Origin of the sequence: Streptomyces sp. CB00455, from assembly GCF_001905445.1 — a bacterium.
GTDB lineage: Bacteria > Actinomycetota > Actinomycetes > Streptomycetales > Streptomycetaceae > Streptomyces.
Window position 1 is genome coordinate 37,712 of sequence record NZ_LIVQ01000003.1, and the last position, 22,982, is coordinate 60,693.

At 74.2% G+C, this 22,982-nt stretch carries 24 protein-coding genes and 1 riboswitch; of the genes, 12 read left to right on the forward strand and 12 right to left on the reverse strand.

Annotated elements, in window-relative coordinates:
• Positions 1-3: 3 nt before the first annotated feature.
• Positions 4-888: an SDR family NAD(P)-dependent oxidoreductase gene (locus tag AMK16_RS12785; RefSeq protein ID WP_073913859.1), complete on the reverse strand. Its 885-nt coding sequence runs from the start codon at positions 886-888 to the stop codon at positions 4-6.
• A 1-nt stretch (position 889) separates the two neighbouring features.
• Positions 890-1,687 carry an acetoacetate decarboxylase family protein gene (locus tag AMK16_RS12790; protein ID WP_073913863.1) on the reverse strand — a complete coding sequence of 266 codons (798 nt, stop codon included), beginning with the start codon at positions 1,685-1,687 and terminating at the stop codon, positions 890-892.
• 138 nt (positions 1,688-1,825) lie between these two features.
• On the opposite strand from AMK16_RS12790, the gene AMK16_RS12795 reads away from it, so the two are divergent.
• From AMK16_RS12795 to AMK16_RS12820, 6 genes are all read left to right on the forward strand, one after another.
• Positions 1,826-2,479 (forward strand): TetR/AcrR family transcriptional regulator, encoded by a 654-nt coding sequence (locus AMK16_RS12795; protein ID WP_073913867.1) that lies wholly within the window; start codon positions 1,826-1,828, stop codon positions 2,477-2,479.
• Between the two features lie 111 nt (positions 2,480-2,590).
• A complete protein-coding gene (locus tag AMK16_RS12800) occupies positions 2,591-5,215 on the forward strand; it encodes an MXAN_6230/SCO0854 family RING domain-containing protein (protein WP_073913870.1) in 2,625 nt (874 codons plus the stop codon).
• A 43-nt stretch (positions 5,216-5,258) separates the two neighbouring features.
• On the forward strand, positions 5,259-6,236 hold the full coding sequence (locus tag AMK16_RS12805) for a DEDDh family exonuclease (protein WP_073913874.1): 978 nt from the start codon (positions 5,259-5,261) through the stop codon (positions 6,234-6,236).
• An 89-nt stretch (positions 6,237-6,325) separates the two neighbouring features.
• Positions 6,326-6,559, forward strand: a complete 234-nt coding sequence (locus AMK16_RS12810) for a hypothetical protein (RefSeq protein ID WP_073913878.1) — start codon at positions 6,326-6,328, stop codon at positions 6,557-6,559.
• A 105-nt stretch (positions 6,560-6,664) separates the two neighbouring features.
• The gene (locus AMK16_RS12815; RefSeq protein ID WP_073915831.1) at positions 6,665-7,459 is read left to right on the forward strand and encodes an SURF1 family cytochrome oxidase biogenesis protein; all 795 of its coding nucleotides are present in this window, start codon (positions 6,665-6,667) and stop codon (positions 7,457-7,459) included.
• A 9-nt stretch (positions 7,460-7,468) separates the two neighbouring features.
• Complete coding sequence (locus AMK16_RS12820) at positions 7,469-8,224, forward strand: SDR family oxidoreductase (protein WP_073913881.1); 756 nt, start codon at positions 7,469-7,471, stop codon at positions 8,222-8,224.
• Between the two features lie 72 nt (positions 8,225-8,296).
• On the opposite strand, the gene amaP is transcribed toward AMK16_RS12820, so the two are convergent.
• From amaP to AMK16_RS12860, 8 genes are all read right to left on the reverse strand, one after another.
• A complete protein-coding gene (amaP, locus tag AMK16_RS12825) occupies positions 8,297-8,854 on the reverse strand; it encodes an alkaline shock response membrane anchor protein AmaP (protein ID WP_073915834.1) in 558 nt (185 codons plus the stop codon).
• Positions 8,855-8,862: 8 nt separating this feature from the next.
• A complete protein-coding gene (locus AMK16_RS12830) occupies positions 8,863-9,417 on the reverse strand; it encodes a DUF6286 domain-containing protein (RefSeq protein ID WP_073913884.1) in 555 nt (184 codons plus the stop codon).
• On the reverse strand, positions 9,414-9,794 hold the full coding sequence (locus AMK16_RS12835; RefSeq protein WP_073913887.1) for a hypothetical protein: 381 nt from the start codon (positions 9,792-9,794) through the stop codon (positions 9,414-9,416). The genes AMK16_RS12830 and AMK16_RS12835 overlap by 4 nt, the downstream gene beginning before the upstream one ends.
• 7 nt (positions 9,795-9,801) lie before the next feature.
• The gene (locus AMK16_RS12840; protein ID WP_073913890.1) at positions 9,802-9,999 is read right to left on the reverse strand and encodes a hypothetical protein; all 198 of its coding nucleotides are present in this window, start codon (positions 9,997-9,999) and stop codon (positions 9,802-9,804) included.
• Positions 10,000-10,016: 17 nt separating this feature from the next.
• On the reverse strand, positions 10,017-10,448 hold the full coding sequence (locus tag AMK16_RS12845) for an Asp23/Gls24 family envelope stress response protein (RefSeq protein WP_073913893.1): 432 nt from the start codon (positions 10,446-10,448) through the stop codon (positions 10,017-10,019).
• Between the two features lie 211 nt (positions 10,449-10,659).
• The gene (locus AMK16_RS12850) at positions 10,660-11,439 is read right to left on the reverse strand and encodes an enoyl-CoA hydratase/isomerase family protein (protein ID WP_073913895.1); all 780 of its coding nucleotides are present in this window, start codon (positions 11,437-11,439) and stop codon (positions 10,660-10,662) included.
• A gap of 150 nt (positions 11,440-11,589) precedes the next feature.
• Positions 11,590-11,811, reverse strand: a complete 222-nt coding sequence (locus tag AMK16_RS12855) for a helix-turn-helix domain-containing protein (RefSeq protein WP_030010789.1) — start codon at positions 11,809-11,811, stop codon at positions 11,590-11,592.
• A gap of 335 nt (positions 11,812-12,146) precedes the next feature.
• Entirely contained in the window at positions 12,147-13,745 is a 1,599-nt protein-coding gene (locus tag AMK16_RS12860) for an ABC-F family ATP-binding cassette domain-containing protein (RefSeq protein ID WP_073913899.1), read from the reverse strand.
• Between the two features lie 274 nt (positions 13,746-14,019).
• On the opposite strand from AMK16_RS12860, the gene ypfJ reads away from it, so the two are divergent.
• Together ypfJ and AMK16_RS12870 are read left to right on the forward strand one after the other, a co-directional pair.
• Positions 14,020-14,910, forward strand: coding sequence for a KPN_02809 family neutral zinc metallopeptidase (gene ypfJ, locus AMK16_RS12865; protein WP_073913901.1), 891 nt, complete (start codon positions 14,020-14,022; stop codon positions 14,908-14,910).
• An 85-nt stretch (positions 14,911-14,995) separates the two neighbouring features.
• Positions 14,996-15,391 carry a VOC family protein gene (locus tag AMK16_RS12870; protein WP_073913905.1) on the forward strand — a complete coding sequence of 132 codons (396 nt, stop codon included), beginning with the start codon at positions 14,996-14,998 and terminating at the stop codon, positions 15,389-15,391.
• Between the two features lie 127 nt (positions 15,392-15,518).
• On the opposite strand, the gene AMK16_RS12875 is transcribed toward AMK16_RS12870, so the two are convergent.
• The gene (locus tag AMK16_RS12875) at positions 15,519-17,057 is read right to left on the reverse strand and encodes a hypothetical protein (protein ID WP_443333560.1); all 1,539 of its coding nucleotides are present in this window, start codon (positions 17,055-17,057) and stop codon (positions 15,519-15,521) included.
• Positions 17,058-17,190: 133 nt separating this feature from the next.
• Positions 17,191-18,321, reverse strand: coding sequence for an alpha/beta hydrolase family protein (locus AMK16_RS12880; RefSeq protein ID WP_073915856.1), 1,131 nt, complete (start codon positions 18,319-18,321; stop codon positions 17,191-17,193).
• Positions 18,322-18,630: 309 nt separating this feature from the next.
• Between AMK16_RS12880 and AMK16_RS12885 the strand changes: the two genes are divergently transcribed.
• From AMK16_RS12885 to AMK16_RS12900, 4 genes are all read left to right on the forward strand, one after another.
• Positions 18,631-19,899 (forward strand): inorganic phosphate transporter, encoded by a 1,269-nt coding sequence (locus AMK16_RS12885; RefSeq protein ID WP_073913909.1) that lies wholly within the window; start codon positions 18,631-18,633, stop codon positions 19,897-19,899.
• A 25-nt stretch (positions 19,900-19,924) separates the two neighbouring features.
• The gene (locus AMK16_RS12890) at positions 19,925-20,146 is read left to right on the forward strand and encodes a hypothetical protein (RefSeq protein WP_073913913.1); all 222 of its coding nucleotides are present in this window, start codon (positions 19,925-19,927) and stop codon (positions 20,144-20,146) included.
• A 131-nt stretch (positions 20,147-20,277) separates the two neighbouring features.
• A riboswitch (cobalamin riboswitch) is annotated at positions 20,278-20,362 on the forward strand.
• A gap of 58 nt (positions 20,363-20,420) precedes the next feature.
• Positions 20,421-21,380, forward strand: coding sequence for a cobalamin biosynthesis protein (locus AMK16_RS12895; RefSeq protein ID WP_073913917.1), 960 nt, complete (start codon positions 20,421-20,423; stop codon positions 21,378-21,380).
• Complete coding sequence (locus tag AMK16_RS12900; RefSeq protein WP_073913921.1) at positions 21,377-22,897, forward strand: cobyric acid synthase; 1,521 nt, start codon at positions 21,377-21,379, stop codon at positions 22,895-22,897. The genes AMK16_RS12895 and AMK16_RS12900 overlap by 4 nt, the downstream gene beginning before the upstream one ends.
• Positions 22,898-22,982 lie beyond the last annotated feature (85 nt).

Genomic DNA, 22,982 nt, shown 5'->3' on the forward strand with positions numbered 1-22,982 from the left:
CCCTCAGTCGAGGATGAAGCTTTCCAGGTAGGCGGGGTTGGCGCGGTCGAGCATCGACTGCGCCCGGGCGCGGATCTGCCGGTCGCTGTGCCCGCTCGCCGGGAGCATCCAGAAGCGGTCGGCGCGGATGCCGTCGACGACGTGCCCGGCGACCTCCTCGACCGGGGTGAAGTCCACCTCGTGTCCGGCCCGCTTCATCGCGGCCTCGTACTGGTCCAGGCTGCGGTACGGGGTCCTGCGCGGGCGCTGCTTCGCGTAGCGCTCGGGCCGGTTGCGGTGGGACTCCCACAGGCCGGTGCGCAGCATGTGCGGGCCGGGGAAGAGGACGGAGGCGCCGATGGGCGCGCCCTCCGCCTTGAGGTGGGCGTAGAGCGATTCGGTCATCGTGACCACGGCCGCCTTGGTGACGGCGTACGCGGAGGCGGTGGGCAGCGGGGCGATCCCGCCGTCACCGGAGGAGGTGTTGACCACGTGGCCGGGTCCGCCGGCCGCGATCATGCGGGGGACGAAGGCCTGGATGCCGTGGAAGACGCCCCAGACGTTGACGGAGAAGGCCCACTTCCAGTCGTTGGGCTCGTGTTCCCACATGCGGCCCTCCGCCCCGGATCCGACGCCCGCGTTGTTGCACAGGACGTGCACGGCGCCGAAGGTCCGGTAGACCGCGTCGGCGAGGGAGACGACGGCGTCGCGGTCGCCGACGTCGACGCGTTCGGCGAGGACCCGGGCGCCGTCGGCGGCGAGGTCGTCGGCTGCCTTGCGCAGGGCGCCCTCCTCGACGTCGGCGAGGACGACCTTCAGCCCTTCGGCGGCGAAGCGGCGGGCCATGGCGAGGCCGATGCCGCCGGCGGCGCCGGTGACGACGGCCACCTGTCCCGGTTCGAGTCGCATGTCACACCCTCCCCTCGGGCGGCCCGTCGAGGATCTGCATCGGGTCGTCGTAGCGCTGGTGGAGGTAGGGGAGCAGGGCATGGGCGCTGACCCGCTCGGCGACCCGGCCCCTCTGGTCGGTGGTCTTCTCCCCGATGGTGATCTCCACGGTCCGGCGGACGGGAAGGTCGGCGACCGGGTCGAACATGGACTCGCGGAGCACCACGTCACCGGTGATGTGCTCCAGCTTGCGGACCTTCTCGTTGCGGGTGCAGTGGACGAGGACCGGGTCGGCCTCGAAGCCCGAACCGTCCACGGCGGGGAGGAACTTGAAGTAGAAGTCCGTCTTGCGGGCGGGGCCGGGCAGGGGCAGTGCGCGGTCCACCGCGCCGCGCACCTCGACGAAGGCGATGCCGTGCCGGGCGAGGGCCGCCCGTACGACGAGGCCGTCGCGCTCGACGGTGACCTCGCCGAGCTTCTTCGGCTCGCCGAAGACCTCGCGGCCGCCGATCAGGGCCCGTTCGTGGGTCATCGGCATGACGAGCGGGTACCAGCCCTCGACGCCGCCGTGCCGGGCGGCGACGGCCACCGACCCGGCGCCGAGGGGGTAGCCGGGCAGGTCGACCTTGCTGATGCCGGCCCGTACCAGGGGCCGCTCCCCCGGCTTGAGGGGCGGCGGCAACACGGCCGCCACCACGTCCGGGTCGCTCTCCCACACGGCCACCACGCCGGTGGACCAGATGGCGGGGAGCGTGGAAGCCTTCTCGCGCGACGCCGCGATCTCGGCCTCGGTGCGCGCTCCGTACCGTACGCGTGCCATGAATCGCACCACCCTTCTGGGGACCCTCCCGGCGGCAGCCGGGGCAGGTCTGTAACACAGTTACACCGTGCTCGATGAAGGGTAAAGGCCCTTGCGCGCACAGGAATTGACGAGGCAACAGATTGGCGGAGAGCGGAGATGGCCAGAAGCACACTGACCCGCCGGGAGGTCCTGGACGCCGCTGCCTCCCTGGTCGGGCAGCACGGTCCGGCCGCTCTGACCATGCGCAAGCTGGCCGCCGAGCTGGGCACGGCGGTGACCTCGATCTACTGGCACGTCGGCAACCGGGAATCGCTGCTCGACGCCCTCGTGGAGCGGACCGTGGAGGAGGTGGGCGCGATCCGGCCGGCCGGCCGCACCCCCGCCGACCGGATCCTCTCCGTGGCCCGCACCCTGCGCCGCGAGCTGCACCGACGCCCGCACCTGATCGCGATGGTCCACGAACGCGGCCTCACCGAGCGGATGTTCCTGCCCGCGCAGCAGGCACTCGTCCACGAGGTGCACGCGGCCGGCCTGCGCGGCGCCCGGGCGGCCGACGCGGTGCGCGCGGTCCAGTTCCAGATCATCGGCTTCCTCCTCGTCGAGCGCAATCGGGAGCGCTCCCCCGCCCAGTCCCCGGCCGAGAGCGAGCTCTGGGACCCGGCGGCCGCCCCCGACGATCCTGCGCTCGCCCGCGCGCTGGCCCGCCGCGCCGATCCCGAGCGGCTCTTCCTGCTCTCCGTGCGCGCCCTGGTCGCGGCCCTGCTGGCCGCCCCGGCGGACAAACCGGTTGGCAGGCGGCCCGCGCCGTGATGGGATCTGCCGTACGGGGGCGGCTCCCCGGCGCGCTTCCTTCTCCCTTCTTCCGACGAATCAGCGCGCCCACTCTCCGCCCCCGTTCTCGTACGCGGAGGGGAATCACGCATGTCCGGAATCGAGGCCGTGCTGCTGCGCCGGCTGCAGACCGTCTACGCCGACCAGGCTCCCGAGGGCTCCCGGCCCGGCCCGGGTCCGGCCCTGCGCAGGCTCGAAGCGGAGCTCCTGGGCCGCGGCCACACCCTTGCGCCGGGCCTCCACGCGGCCCTCGGCGTCCTGCCCCCGCGGGAGCTCGCCGCCGCGCACACCCGGCTGGTCGGCCTCGTCGACGAACTGCTCGGCTCCGACCGCACGCACGTCCCCCTCTTCCGCCGCTTCCCGGGCTTCGTCCCGCGCGACACCGAACGGCTTTACACCGACCGGGTCTTCGCCCACCTCCTCCAGCAGCCGGAGCAGCCGTGCGTGCTCTGCGGCGAGGAGCGCACCGTCTTGCCCGTGTCCCCCTGCGCCCACCTGGTGTGCCGGCTGTGCTGGGACGGCGCCGACTACGCGGCCTGCCCCCTGTGCCACCGGCGGATCGACCCGGGCGACCCCTTCCTTCGTCCCGTCCGGGCCGTGGGCGCGGCCCGGACGGCCGGCCCGCACCCGCTGCGGCTGCTGCGGCACGGCACGGACCGGACCGCCGACGCGCTGTCGGTCGTCAAGGCCCTGCTCGCCCACCGGACCCCGCTCCCGCCCCAGGACCACGACGACCTGACCGTACTGCTGCCCGTCGCTCCGCCGGACCTCGGATGGCTGCCCGAGGAGATCCCGGTGCGCGAGACCAAGGCGCTCGTCGTCGGCACCCTGCTCGGCGGGGCGTTCGGCGACGGCCCCGCGGACGGTCCCGCGCTGCGTGCACTGTTGCGGCACCTGACCACCGCCACCGATGTGCTGCGCGTGCTCGCCGTCCGGTCGGGCGGCCACCCGGGCCTGCTCACGCTGCCGCGGTTCGACAGCCCGGGACGGCCCCTGCGCCGGGAACTGCTCGGCCTGCTCGACGCGCTGCCCACCGGGAACCTGGTCGAGGACCTGCTGCGGCACCCGACGGCCTGGAAGCGGGCCGCCGAGACCCTGCACCCGTTCGAGCGGCACACCCGGCACCCGCGCGCCGCGCTCGCCTTCGCCGTGCTCCGGGACACCACCGTGTCACCCGGTACCCCGCTCGGCGCGGCCCTGCTGGAGACCGCGCTCGCGCACCCCGGGGCCGTACGGGTGGACGGAGACCGGATCCGGGCCGCCTCCTGGGGCGGCCGGCTCGAACACGCCCTGGCGGAGGGGGACCCGGGGGCGGCCGCCGCGCTGGCCGGGCAGCGGCCGGGTGAGCTCGTACGCCGCCTCGACCACCTGCTGCGCCTGCATTCCGGGGCCGAGCCCGCCCCCGAACTGGAGAAGGCCCTGGTGCGCGGGCTGCCCGCCGTCGGCGCGGGCCCGCTGCTGTCCGCGCTCGGCGCGCTGCGGATCCGGGCCCAGGACCGTACGGACGGCCGCCGGGTCTTCTTCCCGCGCGGAGCGGTGAGCCGGGCCCAGTCGGTGGCCGAGACGCGCCCGCCGCTGCCCGGCCCGCTCGTCGGGAGGGTCACGGGCCTGCTGGAAGCGGAGGTGCTGCGCCGGTTCGGGGCCGCCGGGGGCGCACCGTACGACGTGTCCGTCCTGGACTCGGGACTCGCGGACCTGACCGTGCCCTTCGCCGAGAGCGCCGCCGCCCGGGCCCTGGTGGCCGTGCCGCGCGGCAGCGCCCAGAGCCTGCCGGAGGGTCAGGTGCTGCGACTGTTCCTGCACTGGACCGAGCCGGAGGGCCACCGCACCGACCTGGACCTGTCCGTCGCCTTCTTCGACGCCGGATGGAACTTCACGGGCCTGTGCGACTACACCTCCCTGCGGCACGGGCCGCGGGGCGCCGCCACGCACTCCGGCGACCTCACCTCGGCCCCCGCGCCCGCCGGCGCCACCGAGTACGTGGACCTGGACCCGGCCGCGCTCGCGCGAAACGGGGACGCCTTCGCCGTGCCCCTGGTCTTCAGCTTCAACAACGTGCCCTTCGACGAGCTGCCGGACGCCTTCGCGGGCTTCATGGCGCTGCCCCCGGGGGGCCCGCACGACTCCTCGTACGATCCGCGCACCGTCCGCCAGCGCTTCGACCTGGCCGGCGAGTCCCGGGTGTGCATGCCGATGGTCGTGGACCTGGCCGCCCGCAGGGCGCTGTGGACGGACGTCCACCTGCCGCCGGCCGGGGGCTTCCAGAGCGTGCGCTCGCACGGGGACCGGCTGGCGGCCGTGGCCCGGGACGTGTGGGAGCACTTCGGCTCCGGCGCCCGGACGACCCTGTGGGACCTCGCGGTGTGGCGGGCCGCGGCCCGCTCCCGCGAGGTGGCCGTCCTGCGCCGGGGCGTCCACTGCGCCCGGCCCGACGAGCTGTGGCTGTACCGGGCCGGGGCGGAGGAGTCCGCGGCCGGATTCGCCTCCCGCATCGGCGCCCTGGAGGAGCCGCAGGAGCGCCTGGAGCCCGCCGATGCGGATGCGGCCGCCGCGGAAGTGGCCGCGGGCAGGCGGGCGTTCCTGGCCACGGTGTACGCGAGCGTGGCCCCGGAAGGGGGTTCGGGGACCGCGTACCGGCTCTTCCCCGGGCCGGCCGAAGTGGCCGGATCCTTCGCCCGTGTGAGCGCCGGGGACCTGGTGGCGGAACTGGGCTGATGGGGCATCGGGCACCGGCTGTCAGTCGGTGCCGATATCCTCTGTGACCATGCTCGACGACCGTACGACCGCAGAGACGATGTGGCCGACCGCGTACCCACAGGGGTACGCGGTCGTCGACGTGGAGACCACCGGGCTCGCCCGGGACGACCGGATAGTCTCCGCCGCCGTCTACCGGCTCGACGCGCAGGGCAATGTGGAGGACCACTGGTACACCCTGGTCAACCCGCAGCGCGATCCGGGGCCGGTGTGGATCCACGGCCTGACCAGTGACCTGCTGCAGGACGCGCCGCTCTTCAAGGACATCGCCGAGGAGTTCGCCGGACGCCTCGCCGACCGGGTGCTGGTCGCGCACAACGCCATCTTCGACTGGCAGATGATCGCCCGGGAGTACGCGCGTGCCGCCGAGACCGCCCCGGTCCGCCAGCGGCTGTGCACGATCGCCCTGTCGAAGGAACTGAACCTCCCGCTGCCCAACCACAAACTGGAGTCGCTCGCCGCGCACTTCGGTGTGGTCCAGCAGCGCGCGCACCACGCGCTCGACGACGCCCGGGTACTGGCGGAGGCGTTCCGACCCTCGCTCCACGCGGCCGCCCGCGACGGCGTACGGCTGCCGCTGCTGGAGTGCCGGCCGCTGACGGAGTGGTCGGACTCCCCCGTCACGCCGCGGATCGGCCAGCAGGCCTCCTACCGGGGCGGCGGCTGGCGGCCCTCGCGCAGGCGGCCGCCCTGCCCGCACCCGAATCCGGGGCGCTTCGAGGACGGCAAGCCCCTGAAGCAGGGCATGCGCATCGCCTTCTCCGGTGACACCTCGGTGGACCGGGAGCTGCTGGAGGACCGCGCGGTCGAGGCGGGCCTGCACATCGCGACGGGTGTGTCGCGGCTCACCAGCCTGCTGGTGACGAACGATCCGGATTCGGCGACCTCCAAGACGCTCAAGGCGAAGTCCTTCGGCACGCCGGTCGTCGACGAGGCGGCCTTCACCCAGCTGCTGCGGGACGTGGCCCCGGCCGGGGACTGAACCGGCGCGTTGCGCCGGGCGGGTGTCGGCGCCGCGACTCACCCCGAGGGATCTTGTTCCGGTCCGCCTCCGTGCGGAGCATGCGGCGCATGGCACGTTGTGAGGTCTGCGGAAACGATTACGGGATGTCCTTCGAAGTGCACGCGCAGGGCGCCGTGCACGTCTTCGACTGCTTCTCCTGCGCCATTCACCGCATGGCGCCCATCTGCGAGCACTGCCGGGTCCAGATCATCGGACAGGGCGTCGAGGTCGGGGGGCAGTGGTTCTGCGGGGCGCACTGCGCCCGCGCGGAAGGGAAGGTGGGCATCAAGGACCACGCCTGAGTCCCCCGCCCCGCTCCCCCTCGCCGCACCGGCGACCCGCACCGGCGGCCCCGGACCGGCCACCCGGCCGTCCGGGGCCGGTCCACTGGGGGTACCGTCGTGGGCGTGTACCGCTTTGTACTGACCCGGCAGTGGGTGTGCCTCACCCTGATCGCCCTCGCCCTCATCCCCGCGATGATCAAGCTGGGGTTCTGGCAGTTCCACCGCCATGAGCACCGGGTCGCGCAGAACCGGCTGATCGAGACGAACCTGCGGGCGAAGCCGGTCCCCATGACCGAGGTCACCTCCCCCGGCCACCGCGTCCCCCGCGCCGACTTCTGGCGGGCGGTCACCGCCACCGGCACATACGACACCGCCCACGAGGTCGTCGTCCGGATGCGCACCGACAACGACGACAAGGTCGGCTTCCACGTCCTGACCCCCCTCGTGCTCTCCGACGGCCGGGTGGTGCTGGTCAACCGCGGCTGGGTGCCCGCGGGCGACGACTCCCGCGCCTACCCGCCGGTGCCGGCCGCTCCCTCGGGCGAGGTCACCGTCACCGGCCGGCTGAAGGCGGACGAGACCAGCGGCGGCAGCGGCATCAAGGACCGCAAGGGGCTGCCGGACCGTCAGGTAATGCTGATCAACAGCGCGCGGCAGGCGGAGTACCTGGGCAGGCCCGTCCTGGGCGGCTACCTGGAACTCACCGCCCCGGTCCCCGCCGGCGGCAGCCCCGAGGCCGTCGCCGAGCCCGACCACGACTCCATCGGCCCGCACATGGCCTACGCCGTCCAGTGGTGGCTCTTCACGGCCGCGGTGCCGCTGGGATGGGTCGTCCTCGTACGGCGCGAGAAGCGCGACCGCGAACAGCAGGCGGCCCGAGCGGCCTCCGGCGCCGAGCGGGAGCCCGCCACGGCGTAGCGTGTCGGCATGGATCTTGGACTGAAGGACCGTGTCTACATCGTCACCGGCGCCACCCGCGGGCTCGGCTTCGCCGCCGCCCGGGAGCTGACCGCCGACGGCGCGAAGGTCGTCGTCACCGGCCGCGACGCGAAGCGCGCGGCGCAGGCCGCCGCCGAGCTGGGCCCGGACGCGGTCGGCGTGGCCGCCGACAACGCCGACCCCGCGGCGGCCGGGCAGCTGGTCGCGACCGCGCGCGAGCACTTCGGGCGCCTCGACGGCATCCTCATCAGCGTCGGCGGCCCGCCCCCGGGCCTCGCGGCGGACAACACCGACGAGCAGTGGTCGGCGGCCTTCGAGTCGGTCTTCCTCGGTGCGGTCCGCCTCGCCCGGGCGGCCGCCGCCGAGCTGGGCGAGGGCGGGGTCATCGGCTTCGTCCTGTCGGGCTCCGTGCACGAGCCGATCCAGGGGCTGACCCTGTCCAACGGTCTGCGCCCGGGCCTGGCCGGCTTCGCGAAGTCCCTGTCGGTGGATCTCGGCCCGCGCGGCATCCGGGTCCTCGGGCTGCTGCCGGCGCGGATCGACACCGACCGCGTGCGCGAGCTCGACGCGCTGTCCGGGGACGCGGCGGCGGCGCGGGCCGGGAACGAGTCCCGCATCCCGCTGCGGCGCTACGGCACTCCGGAGGAGTTCGGCCGCACGGCGGCGTTCCTGCTCTCCCCCGCCGCCTCCTACCTGACGGGCATCATGGTCCCGGTCGACGGGGGCTCGCGGCACGGCTTCTGACCGGGCACGCGCGGGGCGGTGGGGGCCCGCCGCCTCCCGGGGCGCGGCCGGGCGGCGCGGTTTCGGCCGGGCTCAGACCACCCGCTCCGCGCGGTGCGGGGTCACCTTCAGGCGGGCCTCCGCGGGCATGTCGGCGAGCCCCGCCGCGGCGCGGGCGTGGGTCAGCACCGGGCCCGCGAGGGCGGCCAGGACATCGGCCGGCACCGCGTGCGGCTCCAGCTCCACCACCAGTCGCAGGGCCGGCGAGCCGCGTCTGCCGCGCAGGGCGACGCGGCACCGGGCGACGCCGTCCAGGGCGCCGGTCTCCGCGGCCACCGCCTCCTCCAGTGCGCGCCCGCGCAGGAGGGCGTAGGCCCCGTCCCCGGTGTCGACGGCCACCGCCCGCAGCCGGGAGCGCCTGAGCTGGGACAGCAGCCACCACAGCGCCAGCAGGACGCACAGCGCGAGGCCGGCGGCCACCGCCCACCACCACCAGCCCTCGGCGTGCCAGTGACGGCGCCGGGCCGCCGCGGTGAGCAGCGGCGCGTGCCGGCCGGCGAACGGCCAGGACGCCGTGAGCACCGAGACCCCGGCCGCCAGCAGGGCCAGTCCGGCCAGCGCCAGCAGGGTCCTGTTCACCGCCCCGAGCATGCCGGCCGTCACCTCCCGACCCGCACGCGCCGCCGCGGCGGGTGCGCGAGGCCCAGTTCGCCGACGCCGGCGGTGAGCACCTCGTCCAGGTCGCGCCGGACCTCCTCCAGCTCCCGGAAGTGGGAGGTGACGCGTACCGCGACGCGGGAGCGGCTCACCGTGACCCGGGCCGAGCGCACCCCGGACACCTCCATGGCCCGGTCCCGCAGCACGCGTGCGGCGTCCTTGCGTCCGATGCCGGCCCGGATGCCGGGGTCCGCGGCCGTCCCGGGGGCCCGCATGCTCAGGATCCGGCGGAGTCCGGGGGTGAGCGCCAGCACCAGCAGCACGGCCCCGGCCAGGGCGAGGACCCCGCCCGCCAGCAGGACGCCGGTCTCATCCGGGGTGTGCCGGTCCAGTTGGCGGGCGAGGTCGCGGCGCCACTGCATGCCGGGCCGGTGGGCCCGTACGGCGGCCAGGTCGTACAGGAACAGCCCCGCCACGGCCAGCACGGCGAGGGCGGTGAGCGCGGCCGGGATGCGGCGGGCGGAGCGGAAGCGGGAGATGCGGGGGGCGTCCTTCACCGCAGCCGCCGCTCGCGCCCGGCGGGCCGGGCGGGGGTGGCGTGCAGGTGCTCGATGTCGATGTCCACCTCGGGTACGGACATGTCGGCGCACTCCTCGATGCGCTGGGCCACCCGGCGGCGTACGGCCGCGCACTGGTCGGCGAGGTCGGCGGGGTAGTCGAGTTCCAGGCTCACCCGTACGCGGGCGACGTCGTGGTGGACGGTGACGGCGGCGTGCGGATCCGGGACTCCTTCGGACCGCCCGGCGAGCGCCTCGCGGGCGGCCTGGGCGGCGATCTTGGCGACGACCCGGTCGGCGATGCGGGTGGCGCCGCGCTCGGCGGGCGCGACCCGGGGCGGGGTGGCCCGGGGGGCGGTGGCCGGGGGTGTGCTCATCGGCGCCTCACCGGCGCCGGTCGTCGCGGTCGCGCCCGCGCGGGCGGAACAGGTCGCCCGGTTCGAGGTCGCCGTCGAGGAAGCGGCCGAGGACGAATCCGACGGCGCCGAGCGCCGCCACCAGGAGGAAGGCTCCGAAACCGCCGAAGTACCCGGCGAACCCGAGTGCCATGCCGGCCACCAGGCCGACGACAGCCATGCTCATTGCGGGTCTCCTCACGGCTACTGGAGCCGGGACTCCGGCTCCTCGTCTTCCTCGTCGGGCAGTTTGACGTCACTGACGGCGATGTTGACCTCGACGACCTCCAGGCCGGTCATCCGCTCAACCGCCGAGATGACGTTCTCACGGACGGCCCGTGCCACGGCCCGGATCGACACGCCGTAGTCGACGACGATCTCCAGGTCGAGGGCCGTCTGGACCTCGCCGACCTCTGCCTTGACCCCGCGGCTGACGGAGGCCTTCGTCCCGCCGGGGACCCGGTCGCGGACGGCGCCGAAGGTGCGCGAGAGGCCGCTGCCGCTGCCCATGGCGTGTACGCCGACGACCTCGCGCGCCGCGAGTCCGGCGATCTTCTCGACGACACCGTCGGCGATGGAGGTGCGGCCCCGTTCGGCGGGGGGCTTGCCCTGGCTCCCTGATACGGATTCGGTCATCGCATGTCCTTGGGATCGAGCGCCCTCGGCGCGGTACGGACTCCCCACCACGGTAAGCGTGTGGACCCGGCCGTGCCCGGGGACTAGGCCGGTCGGCGGGAACCTGTTCGGGGCACCGCCTGCCCCCGGTCGGGCCGGTCATGCGGCCGCCCCGCCTCCGGTCACGGAAGCGGGGCGGCGTACGGCAGGGGGCGGGACCCGGGCCGGGGCGTCAGTCGGAGAGACCCGCCAGGTCGCGCAGGCGGCGGGCCTGGGCGGCCCGCTCGGCGGCACGCTGGTCGTCGTAGGGACGGTCCTGCGCACCGCGCAGCAGTGCCTTGGTCTCGACGACGGCGTCCCGCGCCGGGGCCAGCAGGGCGGTGGTGAGGTCCTGGACGGCGGCGTCGAGCTCGCCGGCCGGGACCACGAGGTTGGCGAGGCCGGTCCGCTCGGCCTCCTCGGCGTGCACGAAGCGGCCCGTGGCGCAGATCTCCAGGGCGCGGGCGTAACCGACGAGGGAGGTGAGGGGCTGGGTACCGGCCAGGTCGGGCACCAGGCCCAGGCTGGTCTCGCGCATGGCGAACTGCACGTCGTCCGCGACCACGCGCAGGTCGCACGCGAGCGCGAGCTGGAAGCCGGCGCCGATCGCGTGCCCCTGCACGGCCGCGACGGAGATGATGTCGTTGCGCCGCCACCAGGTGAATGCCTCCTGGTACTCGGCGATCGTGGAGTCGAGCAGTTCGTCCGAACCGCGTGCCAGGTCGAGGAAGGACGGCTCGCCCTCGAAACCTTCGGGGGTGAACGCCTGCCGGTCGAGCCCGGCGGAGAAGGACTGGCCCTCACCGCGCAGCACGACGACCCGGACGGTGCCCGGCAACGACCTTCCGGCCTCCGCCAAAGCCCGCCAGAGCGCGGGGGACTGGGCGTTTCGCTTGGCCGGATTGGTCAGTGTCACCGTGGCGACCGAGTCGTCGACGGTGAGTCGTACGCCGTCCTTGTCGAGCAGAGTCATCCGTGTGCCTCCGGTGTGCAGTCGGCCGCGGTACCGGCCTAAGTGACTGCACAGTAACCACCCAGCCGACCGGGAGGCCGACCGGGGGTCACCGAAGGAACCGTGGGACCATGTGGAGCCTTTGGAGCGTCGGAACCGCTGGGCCCGGGGTCAGGCGGTGGCCGCCTTCTTGCCGCGTGTCGCGCCTCCGCGACCGCGCAGCGACACCCCGGACTCACTGAGCATCCGGTGGACGAATCCGTAGGACCGGCCGGTCTCTTCGGCCAGCGCCCGGATACTCGCACCGGAGTCGTACTTCTTCTTCAGGTCTGCCGCGAGCTTGTCGCGCGCGGCGCCGGTTACCCGGCTGCCCTTCTTCAGAGTCTCGGCCACCCGTGCCTCCTCGTGGGAAGTGCGCTCTGGACTTCTCATGATCACCCCTCCCACGCTTCCTGGCCACCCATTCAGCAAGGTCGGTGCGGCCGCATGTGCCGAGTGGTGGACGCCCGACCAGAGCGGAATCCGCCCCTCCGCTGCATGACGTCCGTCACACTTCCCCGCTTCCGCCGGGAACCGGCAGGTCAGGGGCGGGGCGAGGAAGGACGAACGGCCCCGGTCACGCGCCCTGGCGGGCGCGGCCGGAGCCGTCGTACGACGCGCGACGATACGAGACCGTCTCACTCAGATGATGGATCACGGCTGAGCCGAATGATCCATAAGGATCTGGATCAGGCGAGGGCGACCAGGTCCCGGTAGTCCGGACCCCACAGGTCCTCGACGCCGTCCGGGAGCAGGATGATCCGCTCCGGCTCCAGCGCCTCGACCGCGCCCTCGTCGTGCGTGACCAGGATGACCGCGCCCTTGTAGGTGCGCAGGGCGCCCAGGATCTCCTCGCGGCTGGCCGGGTCGAGGTTGTTCGTGGGCTCGTCGAGCAGGAGCACGTTCGCCGAGGAGACGACCAGCGTGGCCAGGGCCAGGCGGGTCTTCTCGCCGCCGGAGAGCACCCCGGCGGGCTTGTCGACGTCGTCCCCGGAGAAGAGGAAGGAGCCGAGCGTCTTGCGGACGGCGACCAGGTCCAGGTCGGGGGCCGAGGACCGCATGTTCTCCAGGACCGTGCGCTCCGGGTCCAGGGTCTCGTGCTCCTGGGCGTAGTAGCCGAGCTTGAGGCCGTGGCCCGCGCTCACCACGCCGGTGTCCGGCTTCTCGGTGCCCGACAGCAGGCGCAGCAGGGTGGTCTTGCCGGCGCCGTTGAGGCCGAGGATGACCACGCGCGAGCCCTTGTCGATGGCCAGGTCGACGTCGGTGAAGATCTCCAGGGAGCCGTAGGACTTCGACAGGCCCTCGGCGGTCAGCGGGGTCTTGCCGCAGGGCGCCGGGTCCGGGAAGCGCAGCTTGGCGACCTTGTCGGAGACGCGGACGGCCTCCAGGCCGGCGAGCAGCCGGTCGGCGCGCTTGGCCATGTTCTGCGCTGCGACCGTCTTGGTGGCCTTGGCGCGCATCTTGTCGGCCTGCGAGTTCAAGGCCGCGGCCTTCTTCTCCGCGTTCTGGCGCTCGCGCTTGCGGCGCTTCTCGTCGGCCTCGCGCTGCTGCTGGTAGAGCTTCCAGCCCATGTTGTAGACGTCGATCTGGGCGCGGTTGGCGTCCAGGTAGAACACCTTGTTCACGACGGTCTCGACGAGGTCCACGTCGTGGGAGATGACGATGAAGCCGCCGCGGTAGTTCTTCAGGTAGTCCCGCAGCCAGACGATGGAGTCGGCGTCGAGGTGGTTGGTGGGCTCGTCCAGGAGCAGGGTGTCGGCGTCCGAGAAGAGGATCCGGGCGAGCTCGACGCGGCGCCGCTGGCCGCCGGAGAGGGTGTGCAGCGGCTGGCCGAGGACCCGGTCGGGCAGGCCGAGAGCGGCCGAGATCGTGGCGGCCTCGGACTCGGCGGCGTACCCGCCCTTGGTGAGGAACTCGGTCTCCTGGCGCTCGTACTGCCGCAGCGCCTTCTCACGGGTGCCGCCGGCGCCGGTGGCGATGCGCTCCTCGTTCATCCGCATCTTCTTGATCAGGACGTCGAGGCCGCGCGCGGACAGGATCCGGTCGCGGGCCAGGACGTCCAGGTCACCGGTGCGCGGGTCCTGCGGGAGGTAGCCGACCTCCCCCGAGCGGGTGATGCTGCCGGCGGCGGGCTGCCCCTCGCCCGCGAGGCACTTGGTGAGGGTCGTCTTGCCGGCTCCGTTGCGGCCGACCAGGCCGATGCGGTCGCCCTTGGCGACGCGGAAGGAGGCGGACTCGATGAGGACTCGGGCGCCGGCGCGCAGTTCGACGCCGGTTGCGGTGATCACGGAAATACTCCAGAGCGGTGGGGACGGCGGAAGGGGGGCAGGACGCGATGCTTCGACGCCGCTAATCCGCGAGGAGATTTGCCATGGGAGTCATTCTACCGGGGGTGCGCAACCACTTTCCGGGGCACCAGCGGAAGGCGCGGGCGGCCAGGGCCCGCCCCTGCCCGTCCCCCCGTCGGGTCCACGGATCGCACCGGCGGTCCGGGACGCGCACGAGGACGGTCGGGTCGATACTCGCCGCAATGGCGGACACGTGGATGCGAGGCGGTGCGGGATGCAGTTCGACGACGACGCCGATCTGGACACGTCCGAGGTCAGTGATGTGCGCGGCAGCCGCATCCCCGGCGGGAGGGCCACGGTGGGCGGCGGCATCGTCGGCTTCGTCGTGCTGCTCGTCGGACTGTTCTTCGGTGTGGGCCCGGACCAGCTGGGGCTGTCCTCCGGCGACCGGGAACCGGACCCGGCCGCCTCCTCCGTCAACCAGGTGCAGCAGTCGTGCAGGACGGGGCAGGACGCCAACGCACGGGAGGACTGCCGGCTGGTCGCCGTGGTCAACAGCACCCAGGACTTCTGGAAGCAGGACCTCACCCGGCGCGGCGGCCAGTACAGTCCGGCGCAGACGGTCTTCTTCACCGGCCGGGTCGGGACCGCCTGCGGGTCGGCCACCTCCGCTGTCGGCCCCTTCTACTGCCCCGGTGACCGCAAGGTCTACCTGGACCTGGGCTTCTTCCAAGAGCTGCGGACGAAGTTCGGCGCGAGCGGCGGCCCCTTCGCCCAGGCGTACGTCGTCGCGCACGAGTACGGGCACCACATCCAGAACCTGACCGGGACGCTCCAGCGGTCCCAGGACGGGCAGCAGGGCGCGAACAGCAACGCCGTCAAGGTCGAGCTGCAGGCCGACTGCTACGCCGGGGTCTGGGCGCACAACGCGACGAAGACCCCCGACGAGTCCACCGGACGGCCGCTGATCACCAGCCTGACCGACGCGGACATCAAGGACGGCCTCGACGCGGCGGCCGCCGTGGGCGACGACCGGATCCAGGAGAAGTTCCAGGGGCGGGTGTCCCCCGAGTCCTGGACGCACGGCTCGGCCGAGCAGCGCCAGCAGTGGTTCTACCAGGGCTACCGGACCGGCGACATGGCCCAGTGCAACACCTTCCGCTGACTGTCGGCGACGCCTGCCATGCTGTGGTGCGGGTCACACGCACGGTCGTGCACCGGCCCGTCCGCACCGAGAGGGAGTGACCGTCATGGCAGGTGTTCCGTCCATCGTCCCGACTCTGCTCTACCGCGACGCCAAGGCCGCCATCCAGCTGCTGACGGAGGCGTTCGGCTTCACCCAGGTCGCGGTGTACGAGGGGGACGACGGCGCCGTGATGCACGCGGAGCTCTCCTACGGGAACGGCGCGGTGATGCTCGGCAGCAAGGGCCGCGGCGGCGTCTTCGACAAGGCCATGGAGAGCGCCGGGCCCTCGGGGGTGTACGTCGTCGTCGACGACGTGGACGGCCACCACCGGCGGGCAGCCGAGCACGGCGTGGAGATCCTCATGGAGCCCACCGACCAGGACTACGGGTCGCGCGACTACATGGCCCGGGACGGCGAGGGGAACATCTGGAGCTTCGGGACGTACGCGCCGCAGGTCTGACGCCGGCGGCGCGTACGCGCGCGAGGGGCTTCCGGGTGCGCGGGGCTTCCGGATGCGCGGGTCTTTCGGGTGCGGGGGGGCGCCGCCGCCGGCCCGGGCGCCCCGCGAGGAGCGCCCGGGCCGGCCGTCACATGCCGCCGGTGTGCACCTGGAAGGCGGCCCGGCGGACCGCCTTGGCCAGGGCGGGGTCCGGATGCGCCGCGGCCAGTGCGACCAGGACCTGCACGGTGCGCGGGTGGCCGACGGCGCGGACCTCGTCCAGCAGCCGGGGCACGGTGGTCCGGACGGCCGAGTCCAGGTGCCGGGCCAGCAGGTCGGCCTCGCCGTGGTCGGCGATGGCCGCGGCGGTGTCCACCCAGAGCCAGGTCGACTCCTCGGGGGTGAGGACGTCCTGCGCCTCCTCGGGGTCGATCCCGTCGTGCTCGGCGAGCCAGAGCAGGGCGTAGGGGCGCAGAGCCGGTTCGCGCACCGCGGCGCGCACCTCGGGCTCGGCGGGGGCGCCGACCACGCGCAGCGCCTCGAAGGCGAGTCCGCGCGTCAGGGCGTCCTCGCCGCGGGCGGCGTGCAGCAGTTCGGCGACCGCGTGGCGCACGGGCCGGGCGGCGAGCCAGGCCTGGTATTCGGCGCGGGCCGGGCCGGGGGTGAGCCGGGCGCAGCCGCGCAGCATGGCGGCGGCGGACTGCTCGATGTTCCCCGCGTGGCTCTGGGCGGCGACGCAGATCTGCTCCAGCTTGACCCAGACCGCCCAGCTGCCGAGCGGGGTGAGGGCGGCCTGCGCGGGGCCGAGGGTGACGGCGTCCACGGCGGCGAGACCGCCGAGCGCCCAGCGCAGCAGCCGGGCGAGCGGGAGGGGCCGGGTCTCGGCGGGGGCGGCGCCGGAGGGTCCGGGAGCGGCCTCGGGGCCGCCGTCGGGACCGGCCTCGGGGCCACCGTCGGGACCGGCTTCAGGACCGGCTCCGCGACGGCCGTCGGGGCCGCCGTCCGGGCCGTCCTCGGGCCGGGCCGCAGCGGGTTCCGTTTCGTAGGGGACCTCGCACCGCTCGTCGCGCAGTTCGGTGACGCGCTGCCCGAGCAGGTCGAGGAGGTCGGGGACGGTCACCGGCCCGGCCGACAGCTGGAGCAGGGAGAGGAGTTGGGGCATCGCCTCCACGACCTCGGCGACGGCCGCGGGGGCGATGTCGGCGGGGGCGGGGTGGACGAGGGACCAGGCGTCGAAGAGGGCGACCCAGCCGCGCAGTACGGCGGTGTCGTCACGGTCCCAGGCGCGCAGTCGCCAGCCCGGCCGGGCGTCGCCGCCGTGGACCTCGACGAGGCCGGCGAGGCGGGCGCGGTCCCAGCCGACCCTGATCTGGCCGTGCGTCAGGTTCAGCTCCCCGGCCGCGCGTTCGACGTCGGCGGTGGCCAGGGCGCCGGTGGGCGCGGGCCGGCCGCCGTCGCCGGCACCGAGGTTGCGCTCGGCCCAGCGGGTCAGGCGTACGGCGTCGGCGAGCGAGGCCCGTGCCCGGTTCGCGAGGTCGGCCGTGGCGGGGGTGCCCGCCGGGGGCCTCGGGGCGGGCCGGGTGCGCCGGTCCGTCACCGCCTTGCGGGCCGCGGCGACGGACCGCGGGGAGACGAGTCGGAGTCTGGAGTCGCGAGCCAACTGCTCATCAGGCTTTCGGGACGTCACGGAAGCAGTCTCGCCCGTCACTGGCCGAAAGCCCAAACGGAACCGGCCGTTACCGCTGCCCGCCCTCAGCACAGACCGGGGCAAGCCGCCCATGGCGTCTCTCCCGCCACACGCCCTTCACACAAACAGGCCGTCACAGCAGGGGGGTGAGGAAGCGTCGCAGGCGCTCCTCGTAGGCGGCGGGGTCCGCGTTCCACATCGCCCCGTGCCCGGCCCGGGGCACCGTGTGCAGAGTGACGAGGTCGGGCCGGGCGGCGGCGAACCGGCGCGAGGGCCCCCAGGGGGCGAGCGTGTCGTCGGGGCCGTGGAAGACCAGGGCGGGGACGCGCAGCGCGCCGGGGTCCGCACCGGGGCCGCGGTGGTCGGCGCGCAGTCCGGCGCGGCTCTCGGCGGCCCGCACCGCGAGCGGCAGCAGGGCGGCCGGGGTGCCGCGGGACGCGGCGAGCCCGCGCAGGGTGGTGTGCCAGTCGAGCACGGGCGAGTCCAGGACCAGGCCGGCGATCCGGTCGGCCAGCGCCGAGCGCTCGGCGGCGTACAGCGCCATGGTGGCGCCGGTGGACCAGCCGTGCAGGACGACGTTCCGGGCGCCGTAGCGCAGGGCGTAGCGGATGGCCGCGTCCAGGTCCCGCCACTCCGATGCGCCGAGGTGGCCGAGGCCGTCCGGGGAGTCGGGGGCGCCGAGGTCGCCGCGGTAGGCCAGGTCGAGGACGGGCAGCCGCATGCGGCGCAGGAAGGGCATGACCGCCATCGGGTTCTCCCGGGTGCCGCCGAGCCCGTGCACGGCGATCACCCAGGTGTCGCGGACCTCGGGTACGAACCAGGCCGGCAGGGCGCCGAGCTCGCCGGGGACGTCGACGTCGGCGTGGTCGAGGCCGAGGGCGGTGCGCGGGTCGCCGACGTGGATCCGGGGGGTGAGGGTGACCCGGGTTCCGGGGCCGAGGCGCCCGTGGGTGACGGCGAGCAGCCGGCGGACGACGGTGTCGGGACCGTGGTCGGCGTCCTCGACGACGGATCCGACGACGGCGTGCACCCCGGGGGCGTCCAGTCCGTGGGTTCCGGGAGCCAGGGAGGCGAGCGAGCGCGTCAGCGTGACCCGGTCGCCGGTGGCGCGGTGGACGCTCAGGCGCGGTCCGCCGGGCAGGGGCTGACCGGGGCGGGGCCGCAGGGCCGCGGCGGCGGCGTACCGGCCGGCCGCGACCGCGGCCGCGCCGGCGCCCAGGAGGCTCGTGGTGACGGCCGCTGCCGTCGCTGTCGCGGTTCGCACCGCTCCAGTGTCGTGGGGCACGGTCGCGAGGGCCACCGGAGGAAATCGTCCGGCGCGGCGCCTAGGCGGAGTGATCTCACTCACTTCAGGGGCGCCGGCGGACCGCCCGCAGGACTTCCGGCCGGGGGCGGAGTGGTGCGTTCACCCGACTTTGACGTGCATTAATCGATGTATCTGCGAATCAACCGGGACGAAGGGGCCGATGGGGCGCCGCACCAGTACACCGGTCCGCCCGGGTCAGTTCACCTTCCGTTCATCCAGGTTGCCTACGTTCGCCTAGCCACTGACGCCAAACAGAAGCCTGGGTAAATGGAGCACATAACGCTTCTCCTCGGGATCGTGATCATCACCGCTCTCGTGTTCGACTTCACGAACGGTTTTCACGACACGGCCAACGCGATGGCCACCACCATCTCGACCGGCGCCCTCAAGCCCAAGACTGCGGTGGCCATGTCCGCCGTGCTGAACCTCGTCGGCGCGTTCATGTCCGTGGAGGTCGCCAAGACGATCTCCAAGGGCCTGGTCAACGAAGAGGGCATCCAGCCAGAGGTGATCTTCGCCGCGCTGGTCGGCGCCATCCTCTGGAACCTCGTGACCTGGCTGGTCGGTCTCCCCTCCAGCTCCTCCCACGCCCTGATGGGCGGCCTGATCGGCGCCGCGGTCGCCTCCGCCGGCCTCGGCGCGGTCAACGGCAGCGTCGTCGTCACCAAGGTCCTCATCCCGGCCGTCGCCGCACCGATCGTGGCCGGCGTGGCCGCGATGCTGGCGGCCAGGCTCACCTACAAGCTCGGCGGCAAGGTCGGCGAGAAGACCTCCACCAAGGGCTACCGCACCGGCCAGATCGCCTCGGCGGGTCTCGTCTCCCTCGCGCACGGCACCAACGACGCGCAGAAGACGATGGGCATCATCACGCTGGCGCTCGTCGCCGGCGGCGCCCTCGCGCCCGGCTCCAACCCGCCGGTCTGGGTCATCGTCTGCGCCGGCACGGCCATCGCCATGGGCACCTACCTGGGCGGCTGGCGCATCATCCGCACCATGGGCAAGGGCCTGACCGACCTGCAGCCGCAGCAGGGCTTCGCCGCCCAGACCTCGGCCGCCAGCGTCATCCTGGCCTCCTCGACCCTCGGCTTCTCCCTCTCCACCACCCACGCGTGCTCCGGCGCCGTCATGGGTGCGGGCCTGGGGCGCAAGGGCGGCGTGGTCCGCTGGTCCACCGCCACCCGCATGTTCGTCGCCTGGGGCCTGACCCTGCCGGCCGCGGCCCTGGTCGCCTCCGGCGCGGAGCTGGTCATGCGGTCGGGTGACATCGGCGTCGCCGCCGTCGCGGTCTTCCTGGTCGCCGCCTGCTTCGCCATCTGGGTCATCTCGCGCCGCCAGGTCGTCGACCACCACAACGTCAACGTCCTGGAGCAGGACGGGGCCGAGGAGCCGGGTGTCGTCACCACGGCCATGGCCGCCGTCACCGTCCCGCCGACCACCGCCGCGGCCGGTACGACCGCCGCCGTGACCGACGCGGACCTCAAGGCCACCATCCCGGCCGCGACGACCACCCCGGCGGCTCCGGCCGCCGCGGTCTGACCGAGACACACAGAGGAACGGCAGTATGAAGATCGACTGGGCAGCACTCGGCTCCGTCTTCGGGGTCAGCCTCTCCGCCACCGTCGCGCTCGTGGCCCTGTTCACCCTGGGCCTGGTGGGCCTGTCCAAGCACGAGACCGCCACCGGGCAGGGCGGCGCCGCCCCCCTCGCCCGCAGCGGTGCCTACGCCTGCTTCGCGCTCGTCGCGGCGGCCGTGGGGTACGGGATCTTCCTGATCGTCGCCTGAGGCACTTGCGGGTGAAGGCTCCCTCCGGGTCCTCCGGGGGGAGCTTTCGCATTCCCCGCCGCAGGTCAACCGCAAGTTGACGGGCGTTCGCGGTGCGTGGTGGACTGCCCGGGCCAATACGGCGGCATGGAGAGGAAGTCCGGTGCGAATCCGGCGCGGTCCCGCCACTGTCACCGGGGAGCACCCGCGCGGGTGCGCCCCGGGAGCCAGGAACTCTCGCCGCCGGACACGTCGAACCAGGGCGCGGACCCTGAGTGAGGACATACCTGCCACCATGCGTGCCGACCGCGTCTTCGCGTACGGCGTCACGGCGGGCCTGATCGGCGACCGGATCCTCGGGGATCCGCGCCGGGGGCACCCCGTGGCCGCCTTCGGACGAGCCGCCGCCGCCGTCGAACGCGCCCTGTGGCGCGACGACCGCGCCCGGGGCGTCGTCCACACCCTCCTGTGCGCCGGGGGCGCGGCCGCCGTCGGAGCCCTGGGCGCCCGCGCCGTGCGCTCCGGGCCCGCGGCCGCCCGTGTCGCCCTGACGGCCGCGGCCACCTGGGCCGTGGTGGGGGGCACCTCGCTGGGCCGGGAGGCCCGCACCATCGGCGGCGCCCTGGCCGCCGGGGACACCGAGGCCGCCCGGGAGCGGCTGCCGCACCTGTGCGGGCGCGACCCGCACTCCCTGGACGAGCAGCAGATGGCCCGCGCCGTCGTGGAATCGGTGGCCGAGAACACCTCCGACGCGGTGGTCGGCGCCCTGGTGTGGGGCGCCGTCGCCGGCGTCCCCGGACTGCTGGCCTTCCGCGCCGTGAACACCCTGGACGCGATGGTCGGCCACAAGTCGCCGCGCTACCTGCGCTACGGCTGGGCCTCCGCCCGCCTGGACGACCTCGCGGGCTGGCCCGGTGCCCGGCTGACGGCGCTGGCCGCCGTGCTGGCCGGGCCCGACCGGCGGGGGGCCGTACGGGCCTGGCGCGCGGACGCCGCCGGGCATCCGAGCCCGAACGCCGGGCCCGTGGAGGCGGCGTTCGCGGGGGCGCTCGGCGTCCGGCTGGGCGGCACCCTCGCCTACGCGGGACGGGTCGAACACCGGGCGGTGCTGAACGGCGCGGCCGGCCGGCCGGTGGAGGCCGCCGACATCGAACGGGCGGTCCGGCTGTCCCGGCAGGTCACCTGGCTCGCCCTGGGCGCCTGCGTGGCGGCCCGGACGCTTGTCTCCCGCACCACGAGGAAGGGACGCGCATGAGCGGCGCGAAGCGCGGCGGCGGACTGCTGGTCGCGGGAACCACGTCGGACGCGGGCAAGAGCGTGGTCACGGCCGGCATCTGCCGCTGGCTGGCCCGCCGGGGCGTGAAGGTGGCGCCCTTCAAGGCGCAGAACATGTCGCTGAACTCCTTCGTCACGCGGGAGGGCGCCGAGATCGGCCGCGCCCAGGCGATGCAGGCGCAGGCCGCCCGCGTGGAGCCGATCGCGCTGATGAACCCGGTGCTGCTCAAGCCGGGCAGTGATCGCAGCAGCCAGGTGGTGCTGCTGGGCAAGCCGGTGGGCGAGATGAGCGCGCGCGGCTACCACGGCGGGCGCCAGGAGCAGTTGCTGGGCATCGTCACGGACTGCCTGGAGCAGCTTCGGGGCACGTATGACGCCGTGATCTGCGAGGGGGCGGGGAGCCCGGCCGAAATCAACCTGCGCCGGACCGACATCGTGAACATGGGCATCGCGCGGGCCGCGCGCTTCCCGGTGGTCGTCGTGGGCGACATCGACCGGGGCGGGGTCTTCGCGTCCTTCTTCGGGACGACGGCGCTGCTGTCGCCGCAGGACCAGTCGCTGATCGCGGGGTACCTGGTCAACAAGTTCCGCGGCGACGTCTCGCTGCTGGAGCCCGGCATGGAGATGCTGCGCGGGCTGACCGGCCGGTCCACGTACGGGGTCCTGCCCTTCCGGCACGGGCTCGGCATCGACGAGGAGGACGGCCTGAGGGTCTCCCTGCGGGGCGCGGTGCGGGAGTCCGTGGTGGCTGCCCCGGTGGGCGAGGACGTGCTGCGGGTCGCCGTCTGCGCGGTGCCGCTGATGTCGAACTTCACGGACGTCGACGCGCTCGCGGCGGAGCCGGGGGTCGTGGTGCGCTTCGTGGACCGGGCCGAGGAACTGGCCGACGCCGACCTGGTCGTCGTCCCCGGGACGCGCGGCACGGTGAAGGCGCTGGCGTGGCTGCGGGAGCGGGGGTTCGCGGACGCGCTGCTGCGGCGGGCCGCCGAGGGACGGCCGGTCCTGGGCGTCTGCGGCGGGTTCCAGGTGCTCGGTGAGCACATCGAGGACGAGGTCGAGTCACGGGCGGGGTCGGTGGCGGGCCTCGGGCTGCTGCCGGTGCGCGTCCGCTTCGCGCGGGAGAAGACCCTCGCCCGCCCGGTGGGCGCGGCGCTCGGCGAACCCGTCGAGGGGTACGAGATCCACCACGGCGTGGCCGAGGTGCTGGGCGGGGAGCCCTTCCTGGACGGCTGCCGCGTCGGGGCGGTGTGGGGGACGCACTGGCACGGCTCGCTGGAGTCCGACGGCTTCCGCCGGGCCTTCCTGCGCGAGGTCGCGGCCACCGCCGGGCGGCGCTTCGTACCGGCCCCGGACACGTCGTTCGAGGCGCTGCGGGAGGGTCAGCTCGACCTGCTCGGCGATCTGATCGAGGAACACGCCGACACGGACGCGCTGCTGCGCCTCATCGAGGGCGGGGCGCCGGCGGGGCTGCCGTTCCTCCCGCCGGGGGCGCCGTGACGGCCGCGGGCCCGCGGGCGGCCCTCCCCCGGCCCGCCCGTCACCGGGGAGGGGAGGTGCGCGGAAGGTTCCGTGCGCCGGTCCC

Bases quoted from the DNA above. Each gene is read 5' to 3' on its own strand.
- AMK16_RS12785 (WP_073913859.1), bottom strand. From the start codon at position 888: ATGCGACTCGAACCGGGACAGGTGGCCGTCGTCACCGGCGCCGCCGGC.
- AMK16_RS12790 (WP_073913863.1), bottom strand. From the start codon at position 1,687: ATGGCACGCGTACGGTACGGAGCGCGCACCGAGGCCGAGATCGCGGCG.
- AMK16_RS12795 (WP_073913867.1), top strand. From the start codon at position 1,826: ATGGCCAGAAGCACACTGACCCGCCGGGAGGTCCTGGACGCCGCTGCC.
- AMK16_RS12800 (WP_073913870.1), top strand. From the start codon at position 2,591: ATGTCCGGAATCGAGGCCGTGCTGCTGCGCCGGCTGCAGACCGTCTAC.
- AMK16_RS12810 (WP_073913878.1), top strand. From the start codon at position 6,326: ATGGCACGTTGTGAGGTCTGCGGAAACGATTACGGGATGTCCTTCGAA.
- AMK16_RS12820 (WP_073913881.1), top strand. From the start codon at position 7,469: ATGGATCTTGGACTGAAGGACCGTGTCTACATCGTCACCGGCGCCACC.
- amaP (WP_073915834.1), bottom strand. From the start codon at position 8,854: ATGCTCGGGGCGGTGAACAGGACCCTGCTGGCGCTGGCCGGACTGGCC.
- AMK16_RS12835 (WP_073913887.1), bottom strand. From the start codon at position 9,794: ATGAGCACACCCCCGGCCACCGCCCCCCGGGCCACCCCGCCCCGGGTC.
- AMK16_RS12840 (WP_073913890.1), bottom strand. From the start codon at position 9,999: ATGAGCATGGCTGTCGTCGGCCTGGTGGCCGGCATGGCACTCGGGTTC.
- AMK16_RS12845 (WP_073913893.1), bottom strand. From the start codon at position 10,448: ATGACCGAATCCGTATCAGGGAGCCAGGGCAAGCCCCCCGCCGAACGG.
- AMK16_RS12850 (WP_073913895.1), bottom strand. From the start codon at position 11,439: ATGACTCTGCTCGACAAGGACGGCGTACGACTCACCGTCGACGACTCG.
- ypfJ (WP_073913901.1), top strand. From the start codon at position 14,020: ATGCAGTTCGACGACGACGCCGATCTGGACACGTCCGAGGTCAGTGAT.
- AMK16_RS12870 (WP_073913905.1), top strand. From the start codon at position 14,996: ATGGCAGGTGTTCCGTCCATCGTCCCGACTCTGCTCTACCGCGACGCC.
- AMK16_RS12885 (WP_073913909.1), top strand. From the start codon at position 18,631: ATGGAGCACATAACGCTTCTCCTCGGGATCGTGATCATCACCGCTCTC.
- AMK16_RS12890 (WP_073913913.1), top strand. From the start codon at position 19,925: ATGAAGATCGACTGGGCAGCACTCGGCTCCGTCTTCGGGGTCAGCCTC.
- AMK16_RS12895 (WP_073913917.1), top strand. From the start codon at position 20,421: ATGCGTGCCGACCGCGTCTTCGCGTACGGCGTCACGGCGGGCCTGATC.
- AMK16_RS12900 (WP_073913921.1), top strand. From the start codon at position 21,377: ATGAGCGGCGCGAAGCGCGGCGGCGGACTGCTGGTCGCGGGAACCACG.